Below are 13,552 nucleotides of genomic sequence, written 5' to 3'. Positions count from 1 at the left end.
TATGTTCTCATATTTTCATCCAGTAGAGCGCATGAAGCGAGAGCAGAGCTCATGGAAAGAAACCGGTGTGTCAGCTCAGTTTTTTAAAGAGCTGGTGGGTAGGCTTTCGCCAGAGATTCATTCCACAGTCAGTGATTTTGAATACATTATCTTAGACCTAGAAACTACAGGGCTCGATAGTGAGACAGACCGCATCTTGTCTATTGGGTGGGTGATAATGTCAGAAGGAAAGGTGGATCTGGCTAATGCGGTTCACTTCTATATCAACCAAGAGTCCTTGGTTAAGCCTGAGACCGCGGTGATCAACCATATTACGCCTCAGATGCTGACTGAGGGTATATCGATACACGATGCCATGAGAACCTTCTTCGAAGCGGCCATGGATAAAGTGATCATTGCTCATGGCTGTGTGGTGGAAACGCGTTTTCTGCAACAGTATTTAAAAGAGCACTATCACCTAAACGAACTGCCTTTGTGGTGGCTAGATACCATGTGTATTGAAAAGAACATGGCAAAGGCTCGTCAGCAACATCAAGATATCGATGTCACCCTAGCGGGTTCGAGAGAGCGTCATGGATTGCCAGAATACGCAGGACACAATGCCTTGATAGATGCGGTAGCCACTGCAGAGTTGTTTATGGCGCAATGTAAACGGCTGGAACCCAAACAAGATGTGGAGTTTGGGTATCTGTATAAGCTAAGCCAGTAATTAAATGCCAGCGATTAAGCTGGCATTTTTGTGCCTAGTTCAGTGCTACGTATTTTTTGTCTACCATACAGTTCCTGAGTACAGTCGCATATTGCTGTTCATTATTCGCCATTGCTTGTTGGGTGGCTTTCTTACTGTCTCGCCTACCTTTTACTACTCCAACGGCAGCACCAACTTTCGCACCATCACTGCCTGACTCACCGGCTATAGCCATTACGGTTGCACCCTTTGCGGCGCCTTTGGCTGCGCCTCTAGCACCACTGCCTTTAGTTGTATCTTGCACATTGCTCTGTGTGCTGGTGGCGAGTTGCTGACACTCAACCAATTCATTCTGAGCGACTTCTGAAGACACTGTGTCATAGTCGAACGCTATCTTTGAGCGTTCATCTACGAGATGACCGCCACCTGCGATGCAGACGATTGGAAAGCTTAGGAGAAGAGGGGAAAGGTGCTTAAGTTTCATGATGATAATCCAGATGATGAAATTGTCAGGACGATAAAACAGAAGCTTGTTGAAGCGTAATTGTTCCTATGCATAGCTGATATGCAGGCATAAAAAAGGCCAAACGGGAGGTTTGGCCAAAAGGAAATCTAAAATGTTTTTTATAGGAATTAGAATCGATTAGAAGCTGTAAGTTAGACCTACACGGCTACGTAGCTCTCGAGTCGCTTTAGACGCGCTAGTGCTCACGTCACCGAATTCAACGTATGGTGCCCAGCTGCCAAAGTGACGACGTACAGTTGCGTTTAGCTCGTAGTTCTCTTCACCGTTGTCATAGATGTCGTAGCCGTCTGCATTGTAGTAGTTAGCTTCGAAGCCGAAACGCCAGTCATCTAGACGATAGTTTACGTTACCAGTTAGGCGGTGACGGTATTGAGTGTCGTCACCGTTGCTGAAGGTTCTGATGTCATAACGATAACGAGCACTTAGGCTTAGACCGTCAACGCTTTCTAGAGCGTAAGTAGCACGTAGCTGAGGCTTATAAGTCATGCCACTTTCACGACCTTCGATTGGCATACCTGGTTGGATGGTCCAGTTAGTGCCCTCAACGCGGTAACGGTAACCTAGGTCAAGTTCCCAGCCGTTGTTCTTAAGGTCTTTCATAAAGTCGCCGTCAGCGCCTTTAAACTTAAGCTCACCACTGTAGTAGAAGTTACCAATGCTATCGCCCATCTTAATACGAGTAGCATGTTGCTCTGTGTGGCTCTTATACTCATGACGGATGTCGAATGAAGCTGCGCTTACAGAAGTAGCAGCAAGAGCTGTTAGTAGAGATAGAGTAACTTTGTTTAAAGCTTTCATTGGGGTAACCCTTTGTTCATAACGTTGGTGTTAATGTATGACAAATATATTAAGGGCTATTTCTCGATTCTCGATGTGACCGAAATCACTTTAGGTAGGGGTTTTAGAACGGAATAAGTTTTTATATCGGTAAGCTAAGGCTTATCTAACTGATTTTATTGACTATTGTTCAGTATGGGTAAAGTTGCATAAAAATTCATAAAGTGAATGAATCTGTGTTACGCGTCAGGTTGCATTTAGTTTTATTTGTATTACAAGTCGTTGGTGTGGCACGCCATTTGGTGATCTGGATCGCATTGGTTCGTAAAGTTGGGTAAGTACTTTGGCTTTCGAAGGGTAGAAAGGCTACATAAGAATATGTAGCCCTTGGTATTCTCGGGGGAGTTAGCTCAAATTAGAAGCTGTAGGTGATACCAACACGGGTACGTAGCTGGCGATCATCTGTAGTTTTACCGTCATCACCTTTAATATTCCAGAATTCAACGTATGGGCGGAAGTTATCGATTTTATATCCAATCTTCACACCTAAATCCCATTCCCAATTATCGTTGTTTGAAAGAATTACGTCATCGTAGTTATGGTTGTAGTTCGCTTCGTAGCTAAGCTGCAGATTTTTCCACGCTTCATCTGTGAACTTGTATGAACCAGTAAGAGTAATTTTACCTTGCTGGATGGTATCACCGTCATTTTTATCCGCAGTGAACTTCTGGAATTCATGACGATATCTTAGTGCAGTAGTCAAACCGAAATCAGCTTTATACCCGATTCGGAATTGAGGTTTGTACGTGGTTTTGTTATCAGCGAAGGTAATTGGCATTCCAGGTTGGATGTACCAGTTTTTGTCTAGGTTATACGCTACACCCCAATCAAATTCAGAGTCACCTCGTTCAACTTCATTCCAGAAGTCTCCGGTATCATTACTCTGGAACTTTTGTTCTACGCTAAAGTAGAGTTTTGCTGGGTCAGAAATTTTTACCGAAGAACCAATTTTAATTCGTTGAGCATATGTTTCACTTTCATGTTTGTATTCAGCACGGTAGTCAAGAGAACCTGCATTTACAGATGCTGCTGCAACAGTGGTAAGAAGAGCGATTGTTACTTTATTAATCGTTTTCATTGGTTGTTAACCTTTGCTTACTTTTAGTTATAAGTCGTAATGTATGACAAATATATTAAGCACTTAGGTTTTCTTTGGATGTGACCGAGATCTCTTAGAAGTGCATATTTATCTTTTTTTTGAATAGAAAGGCGCTTTGCAATAGATTGCAACTAAGCAAAGACAGGGGTTTTGGAAGTTCAAATTATTTTTCTAAAACAACCAGTATGATGTTCGATTGTTCAGAAAGAGAGTGGTCTTGATGTATTTTTATAATACAAGTAAGCGCGAAGTGTGATTTAGGTAAAAGAAAAGCGGCCGAAGCCGCTTTCTGGAATTTGTAACAGTGATGATTATTGGTGGGTGATTTTTATCTCACTGAAGCTTACGTCGAAGACTCCAGAGTAGTCAGAAGCTATAAGTTGAGGGTAGATACCCGCTTTAAAATAGAAACTGTTCGAGTTGTTTTTCCAATTATCAGAAAGGGTATAGAACTTTCCATTCCAGTACACGGAGTCTCCCCAGCCTATGAATTTTGATTTACCAGCGGCTTCTAGGCGCAGTCCCTCTTCATTAGCGACAATGTTGTACGACCATCGTTCACCTGCTTTGGCATAGCCAAGTTCAACACTGAATGGGTTACACGTTTTACCCACATCTTCGCAAGATTTGTTCCCTGTGGCGAAATCATCATTCAGGATAACGCGAATCGGTCTAGAAGCACCTTCCCATTGAAGCTTAACTAGAGCTTGTTTGATTTTTTGACCGTGTATTTGCCCAACAATAACCTTAGGTTGAGAAATATTGGGGTGTTGATTAACAACCAGAGTACCTTGTAGCTGGTGGTAATTGTCGTCTTGAATACGCCAGTTTTGGTTGCTGGTGCTACAACCACTTGCAGTTTCGTAATTGTACAGCTCTCTTAGTTCAGACCTAACGTATTTGGTATTTTCAGTCGTGGCTAGACCTTCACCATTCAAATCTACTCTAAAATGCATGCTTCCGGTATTACCTTTGTAAAAGTAATCCTGGAAGTAGGTATTTTCGGTTAAGTTGTCTTTTTCACCGGGGCACCCACCAGGAACTAGTTCAGCAGCACTATTGCCACCTGATAGTGAACTGTTAAAGGTGTCACTGTAAAATGTTTCGCTAATTGGAAGGGTGAGCTTCCATTGGTTTAAGTTCCAGTCGATTTCTCTATTTTCGTTACCATTTCCATCGTCTGGAATGTTATTACCATTCCCTGGGTTAGTGGAGCCATTGTCACTGGATGAACTTGAGCTATTGCAGCCGGAGAGGCCAAGGACAACGGCTATAAAAATTATTTTTATCTGTTTCTTAGTCATAAACTGTGTTTCATTTAAAGCCTATTTTGGCGAGGAAAGTTTGCAATAACCTAGCAAAGTGATTTGTGTTTAGCTGAATTTAAATGAAGAAGCCATGCAAATGATGGCATGGCTTCTCAAGATTTTTGGGTCTTAGTTGAATAGGTTACCCGCTATGTTGTTTCCAGCTTGATTCGCAAATATTGCGACTACACGGTCTTTGCCGGAACCTGCATTAGACGAAATCTCTTGGTTGTAACCAGTAAACTGATTTCCTGAGATCGTGACATTACAGTTAGTCGCTCCGCTATCAATTTCGCCGCTCTTTGAGTTACCAACTTTTATCGCAGCTGTTTCTTTGTCACCAAGGTCATCAATCTCAAAGGTATTGTTGTTAATTTCAATTCCTCTTTGGCTTGCAGAAACACATGACGTATAAAAAGCATTGTTTTGTATGCGGGATTGTAGGTTATTAAATTCACTGTCTTCTAGAATTGCATAACCTGAAGAGAATACCCAACTTGCTTTTTTATAAAGGCTATCCTGCGTTACTTTGGAGCCATCAAAAGTCAAGTTGGTTAGTCGTACTGGGTTACCATCTTCCGATGCCGCCTCTTCTACGGTAATTGCACCGCGACGACTATCGCTATCGTGTACGCCACATTCAGCACCAATAGCACTATTTTCAAATGCTAGGTTAGCAACAGCAGCACCAGGAGCAGTGATCTGGATACAAGCGCTACCAGTAATAGTTGCTACATTTTGACCATCAAGCGTTACTGCTTTATTTAGCTTAATAACACCTGTCGAGTAGTCTAGATCTGCTGCAAGGGTAATAGTGTCGCCGACGTTAGCTGAATTGATCAGTGCATTTAGTGTGTCGACAGCTGTACCATCTTCGTTGATGTCGCCGTCGTTGCCGTCACCTTCGTTGTCATCACCGCCATTGTCGAGTTCATCACTTAAAATCATCACGTCTAATGCACGGTTATATCGAACTTCGTTTAGATCGTGGCCAAGGCCGTAACTATCAAAGTCATCTTCAAAAATCAGTTCATTGTTTGAAGCGTCGCCTGTGTAAATTTTTAAGTTGTCCGCCAGCACTTCGTAGTTTGACTTGTATGTGGTATCGCCTAGCTTCAGAGAAATATACTCAACAGCTTCTGTGTTTATCGCGGGGAAAGTACCTAGATCTTGATCGTTGATAGAGTAATTTATTTCGTTTTTAGTCCAACTAACAGTTACTTTTAGTTCTTCGCCCAGTTCATAAGTGCCAATAGAGTCTGAAAGGCTATATTTATCTTCTCCATTTTCATCTTTACCATCGTGGAAACGATACTTTATATTACCGCCACCAAGGACTAACTCACCTCGCAGGTCTTTGGTGCTTGTCCCGGTTGTTGTGTACAGTTGAATGTAAGCATTTTCTGCTGAGTCAACTTCATTAATGAAGCCGTTTTTCTGATAGGTTAGGTCAACGGTAAGAAAGCCAGCAGAAATTTCACTCACAGCTGTCTCAGATTTGCTCTCAGATAGCTTTAAGCGAAGTTGACCAGTTCCTTTTTCTGTACTGTCCAAAATCTGTGCGAAGTAGTTTACGCCAGGTGTTGTTTCACCACCACCAGGGTTGCTGCCACCTGGATTATCGCCAGGTCCAGTAGCTTTATTCTCACTGCCAACATCGAAGTCGCAACCAAACAAAAATACACTCGAAAGTGCTACTGCAATTGCTGTTTTAGAAGCTTTCATTATTAATCTCTCTTTTATTTCTTGTTATGGCTTAGCAGAGATAGGGAATGACGCTCGGCTAAGTCACGATTTATTATTTTGTATTACTGATTAGAACGAGTAAGCAACGCCGATACGGGTACGAAGTTGGCGATCATCATTGTTTGAGCCTTTGCCTTTCACGTTCCAGAATTCCATGTACGGGCGGATGTTGCCGAATTGGTAACCGATGATGCCACCTAAATCCCAGTTCTCGTTTGTGTCGTTAAAAATGACTACATCGTCATAGTTGTGCATATAGTTTGCTTCGTAACTTAAACGTAGGTTCTTAAGGCTTGGGTTTGAGAATCTGTATGAGCCAGTTAGAGTCCATTTGCCTTCTTGGAATGTCTTGCCAGCCGCTGCTGCAGAGGTTCCGTCTGTCAGCCTGCGGTTGTCGGTCGATGAACTGGTATATTCGCGGAACTCATGACGGTAGCGTAGGGCAGTAGTAAGACCAAAGCTTGAACGATAACCAACACGTAGTTGAGGCTTGTAAGTAGTACGTTCATTACCAAATGTGATTGGCATGCCTGGTTGGAAGTACCATTGTTTATTTAGGTCGTAACGAATACCCCAATCGAACTCCGAGTCACCGCGCTCTACTTCCTTCCAAAAATCAGTTGTGTCATTGCTTTGGAACTTTTGTTCAACACTGAAGTAAAGTTTTGTCTTGTCTGCGATGTTTACTGACTCACCGATTTTTACACGTTGAGCATATGTCTTTTCGTCATGCTTGTACTCAGCACGATAGTTTAAAGAACCAGCGTTTGCTGCGCCTGCTAGAAGAGTGGCTACCACTGCGAATGCGATTTTATTAGCTTTCATATCTTTTTATCTTCTGTCTGTTGCGTTTTAGGTTTTGCATTAATGTATGACAATTATTTTATGGTAGCGTTACGCATTATTCTGTGATGAAAGTAGAATTTGATATTCAGATTTCTGATGCTTTAAAATTTTGGGCTTGCGATCACGATAAATGCTCCTAAATGTGTATTTATTGATCCGCTTTAGGTGTTTGAATGTGATTTTTATCTTGCTTTTTAGTGTTTTTGTTTTCTTTGAATTGGGTGTTTTATGAAACTTGATTTATATGTATTACAAATAAAAAAAAGTAAAGCTGAATAAATGGAGGGTTAATTCATACAAGAGAGTGTTGACTGTTGGGTTGCAGGATTTTGATGTTTGAAACAGTGGAGCAATATCTAGGGATTGATTCTTATGAGAGTGGCATAACTGTGTTTGGGTAAAGCTCATTTTTTGAGCAGTAGAATAAGTTAGCTGGTAAACGGTTGTCTATGACCTGTTCGTCTAAAAGAGGGGGCGTGACTTGATATTTGCGGGTTTCGTCGCTCAGTCGAGTTAGGCTAGGTAAACGGGGATCAATTGATTTACGACGCGGATTAGAAAAAAAGCCACAGCGAATGCTATGGCTTTGGATTGGAGTTCGATGTTGTTGATTAGAACAAGTCTGAATCTAGGTTATCGAAGTAAGAGTATGTTCCTTCGCTACCGTTGTCGCCAACATATACAGCGAACAACTCGGCAGCACCTTTATTTTCTGCAGTCATAGGAAGTGTTGTGAGCACATTGTCGACCTCTTTTTCGTAGGTAGTATAACTAGTTCCATCGACTTCTAGAGTGATAGCTGTACCTTCCCAAGAGATAGTTACGTCAACCCAACTATCTTTTGCATACTCATGTAACGCAACTTGATCTTTTTCATTGTCGCGAAATTTAATTTCGTCCGAAGTAAATATAATTTCTGTAAATCTGCTACTTGATGATGCACTATCAGACGCCCCTAAATATAAGTAGGTAGATTTTACGTAGCCATCGGTAGGAATGTATACCGATGTAGAGACTGAGCCTGACTCGGCTGCTCCAGAAGCAAATGCCTTTGATACGACTGGCTTAGCGCCTTTAAAGTAATCGTCGCTTGGCGGGGTTTCACCCTCTCCCGGTGTCCCTACTTCAGGACTATCATCAAATAAATACAGCGAGTTAACACCAGAGTTTGCGAAGTCACTACTAACTAGAGCTGTCATTGGATCGCCATTTACATCAGTACCCGCAACGGTGTACGTTTCATTAGCAGTATCAATCTGTGTTCCTGCAACGTATGATTCAAAATCATCAGTGAATTCACCAGGTGCGGGTGGATCAACTGGGTCAATAGGATCTTCTGGCTCGTCTGGAGTATTACCTATAACAATAGCTTCGTGGCTGTTGTTGTTATATGGATTTCCTGATAAGTCTTGACCGACTTTATAAAGGTCAAAGTTGTCTTCAAATACTTTTTCTTCTAAACCATCTTCAATTGAGTAAACGACTAGATTATCAGCAAGTAGTTCGAAGTTTGTGGTATTTCCGTCATCGCCAATCTTTAGAGCTAGAACTGTTACGTCTGTGGTAGTGTCAGCAACGGGGATGTCAGATGCAATCAACTTGTCGTTGATTGAAAAAGAAAACAAGCCATTTGCCCAACTAACATCTACGGCAAGAGTTTCGCCAAGTTCAAATGTTTCGCCTGTTTCTACTTGGTCACCATTTTTATCACGATATTTGATTTTTCCATTTTCTAACAGTATTTCACCATGAAGGTTGCTGTTAGATGTGCCGCTTGCGTACAGAGATAGGTAAGCGTTGTCACCTGTACCATCAGCGGCTTGTTTTGTATCTTCATCATTTTGATATATTAGATCGACGGTAACTCGACCAGATGCAATGCTATCTATGCCTAAGTCTTTTAATGTTTCTTCAAACTTAAGGCGCAACTCGCCTTTATCTCCCTTGAAGTAATCAGGATCTTCTTTCTCACCTATTGAACTAACAGTATCTTGAATCTGGACTAGGTTATTAAAGCCCGCCTCAGCGTTAGCTGCTTCTACAGCGGCTTTGATTTGGTCATTTGCACTTTCGTCTGCACCGTTCAAAACGCCAACAGTGTCAGAATCAATGGTAATAGTTCCATCCTCAGCTACTTCATATTGCCCGGTTGCTTTAATTGGATTACCTTCCGAATCGTAATAAGTGAAGGTTACAACACCGTCTTCTTCACTGTAAGTTTCGGTAATAATCACATAGGTACCAAGTAAAGTATCAGAGGTATTGTCGGTGTAATATCTTTGATTCTCACCATCAAAAACATAAACATTTGGAAGATCTGTGGATTGCGTAGAAGCACCAGAAGTGTCTTCAAAGTTCCAAATTGGACCAACTAGTGCAGATGTTGGTGTTGAACCTCCGTCACCGCCACTTGAATCACCATTTTCAGGACCTACATCGAAATCACAACCAGTTAGTAGGCCTGCAGATAAGGCAATCGCTAATGCTATTTTTGACTTTTTCATATTAGTATCTCACGTTTGTTCTTTTTAAAGCCTCCATTCCTTCGGAGGCATATTTTTGATGTTTAGTTAGAATGAGTAAGTTAGACCTATACGCGTTCTCAGCTGGCGATCATCAGTAGTTGAACCATCTGGCCCTTTGATATTCCAAAACTCAACATACGGGCGTAGTGCATCAAACTTGTATCCGATTTTGATACCCAAATCCCAATCCCAGTCTTCGTTGTTGGCTAGGCGAATGTCGTCATAGTTTTGGTTGTAGTTGGCTTCGTAGCTAAGTTGTAGATTTTTCCAAGCTTCATCAGAGAACTTGTATGATCCAGTTAGAGTCCACTTACCTTGTTGAACTGTTTTACCAGCTAGAACAGCTGTACCTTTTCCATCAACGAGCGTCGACTCTTTGGTAGAGCTAGAGGTATAAGTTTGAAATTCATGACGGTAACGTAGGGCAGTGGTTAGGCCGAAATCAGACTTATAGCCGACGCGAAATTGTGGTTTATAAGTGGTTTTTTCGTCAGCGAAAGTAATAGGCATGCCAGGTTGCACGTACCAGTTGTTATTGATCTTGTATTGAACACCCCAATCAAACTCAGAGTCACCACGCTCTACTTCATACCAAAAGTCGCCTTTGTCATTGCTGTTAAACTTTTGTTCAACACTGAAATACAGTTTTGCAGGGTCTGAAAGCTTTGTTGAACCGCCGATTTTTACGCGGTGTTGGTATTCTTCGCTTTCATGTTTGTACTCTGCGCGATAGTCCAAAGAACCTGCGCTTGCCGCTCCTGCGAAAAGTGTCGCTAATACTGCGAATGCAATTCTATTTGTTTTCATTTGATTAATTACCCTTCTTTGAGGTTTTGTGGTGTCTTGAATTAATGTATGACAAATACTTTAGGTAGGAATCGTGTAACAAACTGTGACGGCAGTGCAATTTATTGTTATGCGCACTCATGCCGATAAAAAGCGAGATCTGGCTCTCATAATATTGCGATATTGTATGTTTTTTGGTCGAAAATTGGTGCAAGAAACCCCTTTTAATGGAGTTTTTAGGAATTTTTATGTGAGATCTACGTCATACAATTGGTAATTTAGTGTCAAGATATGTCAGGTTGTTGCAGGTTTTTAATGGGTTTACCTGGGCTGCGGATGAGAAATTATCCGAGGTTTTGAGACGCTGTTTTGCTTTTTTTAGCCAAAATTAGGCGATAAAGTAATGCAAATAATATGGTGTGCAGTACCTTTATGTGGGTATATATTCATACAAATCCATGATGATTTGAACGAAGAATCAGGTACTTAAAACGACTTTTGATTAAAAAAGCCACAGTTTTCACTGTGGCTTGAAGGGTTTTAAGGGCTATTGGAACTAGATTTTGGCTGTTTCAGCTGGTCTTGCGTCTAGGCTCGCACAGTTATAAAGCACTGCATCTATGTCGTTTGACCATCCATATACACCGAAGATCTCTGTATCGCTGACCGTATCTCTGTTGATGTAGTTCGCGCCAAGCTTTTGCGCTTGATTCACGAAATAGTCATCCGATAGCTTAATCGCATCATAATCATTAGGGCCGATGTGGATGAAGCTGAACAGGATCTTTGAGTTCGGGTTGTAAGCAACTTCTTCTACCAATTGGCACTGTTGAGCATCGGCTGGATCTTGGTAGGTGAGTTGTACAGTTGAACCGTTGCTGGTCTCGATGTTTTTCGGGCTCGGTAAGATGGCCGAACAGCCTGAAAGGGCCAATGCACCTGCCGCCATTAGAGCTAGTTTAAGTTGGGTGTTTTTCACAATCGTTTCCCCCTTGTTGATTGAGGGACAGACTTTTACACAGCGACTGACTAATAGGTATATGCGGAAATGGTAACTTAAGTTGATTTCGTTATGTGTTGTTGGGATAGCTTTAGATCAGGGAATCAAAGCCAATAACTTCTATCTCCTGCTCAATAAGCCATTGTTTTAGCTCATTGGAAGTGAGTATGTCTGTTTCATCTTTGCGCTTTGAATTGTATCCAGAAAGTCTTTCTAGAATAGCATCGTCATTCAAGCCTGGATGACACATAAATTCTACAACTCCGTTTGGGTGTTTGGCTTTGTGTTCTAACAGACGCGATTTAAAGACGTCTAGTGTTGCACCTTCATCATAGAAGCTAATATCGAACTCATCTGGTGTGTTCACAGCCAAGTTTTGCTGTCCTTCTTCTATAACGTCTACTCGTCGGCAGGGCAGACCCACTTGATTTGCAAACTCTATAAAGGCCTCTTTTAGGTTTGGGTAGATGGTAGCAAAGTGATGGCTATCGAGATGATTCAGTTTTAGCCCACTGTTAATGGCAGCCTGATATTGAGCAGTTAGCTCTCTTATTATTTGAGCTTTGTCTATTGCTCGCTTTTTACTAAGCGCAGAACGAGTTAGAAAGTTGCGTTCTTTATCTACCAAATCTGGTATTTCGTTCGAGTTGGTTAGAGGCTTACCTGCTGTTAGGGTCAGGTGCAAACCTATTTGGGGCACTTGTCCTCTGTGATAGCGGTCAATGGCGTCTTCGACACCAGGTTGATTCATCATAATTGTGGTGGAGCGAACTAAGCCAAAGCGCATACACCTTACAATGGCTTCGTTTACTTTTGGCGTTAGGCCAAAATCATCGGCATTTATGATGAGTTTCATATAGTTAGCTCCTTTCCGTTTGGCTTTACGTTACGTCAAATTCATCGGTAAGGGAATATAGAATCGATAGAGAAGACTCTGCCTTGGAGAAGAATTGGGTAGTGTAACGGAGTTTGAGACGGCTGCTTTGTCGCTAGCTTTAAAGAAGTGATGGAGTAAAACCTCCATAGTTGAGGTTTAAGATAATACAAATGGGGCGTTAAACATGCTATCTACGGTTTGAACGTGTGAAAGTGGGCAAAGTTGCGAAGGAAAATAGCAAGCATCTAATTGCATATCTCGTCACATTATTTTTATTAAAAACAACGGTTTGTTTGAAGTTGGTCGAGTAGCTCGAGCTCGAGTTAAGATATATTTCAAATTAATGCATTTATTTTAGTTGTCAAAATAATAAGTAATACAATATACTTATTGCCGTTGAGTAAGAGCAACAAGCAAAGCATCTCAAGGTAGAAGCCGCTTTAGTTTCAATGTGCTCCTCAACTTTTTTAAGGAAATGAATTTCGCTGAAGTGAAGTTCACTGCGATTGGAAAAGGCGCAGTGTTGTTCGGTTTGGCTTAATACTTACTGCTCCATAACTATAAACATATCTCTCGAGCAACTCCCTTCTAATGCTCGAGACGGTACACCACCGATCTTGCCCCTATGTATATTGCACGTACATAGGGGTTTTTTTTATCTCTTCATTTGTACATATTGATACTAGCGTCTAACTTTTAGTGCTGTTGTGGCACGTAATTGTAACGGTATGCTATTTTGTTAGCTGTTAGCTGTTAGCTGTTAGCTGTTAGCTGTTAGCTGTTAGCTGTTAGCTGTTAGCTGAGTAGACTTGGCTTATAGATAGGCACATATACTCATCCTATAGGGGGAGATCTCAGTTGTTGAAATCTCTTCTGCATGTGGTTAGGTGCCAAATATGAACCAAAGGTTTACTATTTATTTGAGTTAATTGTCTGATTTATTTTGTGTTTCGAACTAACCTAACTCTAATAAGAGACAGTGATTGGTATGACAAATTGATTCAAATCAATATTTAATTGTAAGGATATATTGGAAATATTTCCTAATAGATGTATTTCTATCTGGTTCAATTTCGACGAATTTAGCGTTGAACCGCCCGTCATTGCTACAGTTTCTATGCAACAGCGTTAACCTAATAACTCTCCCTCCCAAGTATCAACCTTACTTATTGTTAGATCTAGATCACTTGTATGATTTATGAAGTGTCGCGAGTTGCGGAGTTTGTCACACTAATGAGTTATTGTAATACAAAATATTAATGGCTCGGATTACACTGAACTGGATTTGAAATAATTATTTACAGTTTAGGGTAAA

The 13,552-nt window shown here is 41.3% G+C and carries 11 protein-coding genes; 1 reads left to right on the top strand and 10 read right to left on the bottom strand.

From position 1 onward, the window contains the following. The first annotated feature begins 1 nt into the window (after position 1). On the top strand, positions 2-709 hold the full coding sequence (locus Pcarn_RS21820) for a 3'-5' exonuclease (RefSeq protein ID WP_261836436.1): 708 nt from the start codon (positions 2-4) through the stop codon (positions 707-709). Positions 710-743: 34 nt separating this feature from the next. Here Pcarn_RS21820 and Pcarn_RS21815 read toward each other — a convergent pair whose 3' ends face one another. From Pcarn_RS21815 to Pcarn_RS21770, 10 genes are all read right to left on the bottom strand, one after another. Next, complete coding sequence (locus Pcarn_RS21815; protein WP_261836435.1) at positions 744-1,172, bottom strand: hypothetical protein; 429 nt, start codon at positions 1,170-1,172, stop codon at positions 744-746. Between the two features lie 159 nt (positions 1,173-1,331). Beyond that, the gene (locus Pcarn_RS21810) at positions 1,332-2,012 is read right to left on the bottom strand and encodes an oligogalacturonate-specific porin KdgM family protein (protein ID WP_261836434.1); all 681 of its coding nucleotides are present in this window, start codon (positions 2,010-2,012) and stop codon (positions 1,332-1,334) included. A gap of 394 nt (positions 2,013-2,406) precedes the next feature. Then, the gene (locus Pcarn_RS21805) at positions 2,407-3,129 is read right to left on the bottom strand and encodes an oligogalacturonate-specific porin KdgM family protein (RefSeq protein WP_261836433.1); all 723 of its coding nucleotides are present in this window, start codon (positions 3,127-3,129) and stop codon (positions 2,407-2,409) included. Positions 3,130-3,461: 332 nt separating this feature from the next. Then, the gene (locus tag Pcarn_RS21800) at positions 3,462-4,454 is read right to left on the bottom strand and encodes a polysaccharide lyase family 7 protein (protein ID WP_261836432.1); all 993 of its coding nucleotides are present in this window, start codon (positions 4,452-4,454) and stop codon (positions 3,462-3,464) included. A gap of 132 nt (positions 4,455-4,586) precedes the next feature. Further along, positions 4,587-6,182, bottom strand: a complete 1,596-nt coding sequence (locus Pcarn_RS21795) for a right-handed parallel beta-helix repeat-containing protein (RefSeq protein WP_261836431.1) — start codon at positions 6,180-6,182, stop codon at positions 4,587-4,589. 90 nt (positions 6,183-6,272) lie between these two features. After that, positions 6,273-7,028, bottom strand: coding sequence for an oligogalacturonate-specific porin KdgM family protein (locus Pcarn_RS21790; protein ID WP_261836430.1), 756 nt, complete (start codon positions 7,026-7,028; stop codon positions 6,273-6,275). Positions 7,029-7,660: 632 nt separating this feature from the next. Continuing rightward, positions 7,661-9,553 carry a hypothetical protein gene (locus Pcarn_RS21785; RefSeq protein ID WP_261836429.1) on the bottom strand — a complete coding sequence of 631 codons (1,893 nt, stop codon included), beginning with the start codon at positions 9,551-9,553 and terminating at the stop codon, positions 7,661-7,663. 66 nt (positions 9,554-9,619) lie between these two features. Next, positions 9,620-10,381, bottom strand: a complete 762-nt coding sequence (locus tag Pcarn_RS21780) for an oligogalacturonate-specific porin KdgM family protein (protein WP_261836428.1) — start codon at positions 10,379-10,381, stop codon at positions 9,620-9,622. Between the two features lie 535 nt (positions 10,382-10,916). Then, positions 10,917-11,339 (bottom strand): hypothetical protein, encoded by a 423-nt coding sequence (locus Pcarn_RS21775; protein WP_261836427.1) that lies wholly within the window; start codon positions 11,337-11,339, stop codon positions 10,917-10,919. A gap of 112 nt (positions 11,340-11,451) precedes the next feature. Beyond that, a complete protein-coding gene (locus Pcarn_RS21770; RefSeq protein ID WP_261836426.1) occupies positions 11,452-12,216 on the bottom strand; it encodes a carbohydrate deacetylase in 765 nt (254 codons plus the stop codon). Positions 12,217-13,552 lie beyond the last annotated feature (1,336 nt).

Origin of the sequence: Vibrio ishigakensis, assembly GCF_024347675.1 — a bacterium.
Lineage (GTDB): Bacteria > Pseudomonadota > Gammaproteobacteria > Enterobacterales > Vibrionaceae > Vibrio > Vibrio ishigakensis.
This window is presented reverse-complemented; position numbering and strand designations above follow the sequence as displayed.

Bases quoted from the DNA above. Each gene is read 5' to 3' on its own strand.
- Pcarn_RS21810 (WP_261836434.1), bottom strand. From the start codon at position 2,012: ATGAAAGCTTTAAACAAAGTTACTCTATCTCTACTAACAGCTCTTGCT.
- Pcarn_RS21800 (WP_261836432.1), bottom strand. From the start codon at position 4,454: ATGACTAAGAAACAGATAAAAATAATTTTTATAGCCGTTGTCCTTGGC.
- Pcarn_RS21795 (WP_261836431.1), bottom strand. From the start codon at position 6,182: ATGAAAGCTTCTAAAACAGCAATTGCAGTAGCACTTTCGAGTGTATTT.
- Pcarn_RS21780 (WP_261836428.1), bottom strand. From the start codon at position 10,381: ATGAAAACAAATAGAATTGCATTCGCAGTATTAGCGACACTTTTCGCA.
- Pcarn_RS21815 (WP_261836435.1), bottom strand. From the start codon at position 1,172: ATGAAACTTAAGCACCTTTCCCCTCTTCTCCTAAGCTTTCCAATCGTC.
- Pcarn_RS21790 (WP_261836430.1), bottom strand. From the start codon at position 7,028: ATGAAAGCTAATAAAATCGCATTCGCAGTGGTAGCCACTCTTCTAGCA.
- Pcarn_RS21770 (WP_261836426.1), bottom strand. From the start codon at position 12,216: ATGAAACTCATCATAAATGCCGATGATTTTGGCCTAACGCCAAAAGTA.
- Pcarn_RS21785 (WP_261836429.1), bottom strand. From the start codon at position 9,553: ATGAAAAAGTCAAAAATAGCATTAGCGATTGCCTTATCTGCAGGCCTA.
- Pcarn_RS21805 (WP_261836433.1), bottom strand. From the start codon at position 3,129: ATGAAAACGATTAATAAAGTAACAATCGCTCTTCTTACCACTGTTGCA.
- Pcarn_RS21820 (WP_261836436.1), top strand. From the start codon at position 2: ATGTTCTCATATTTTCATCCAGTAGAGCGCATGAAGCGAGAGCAGAGC.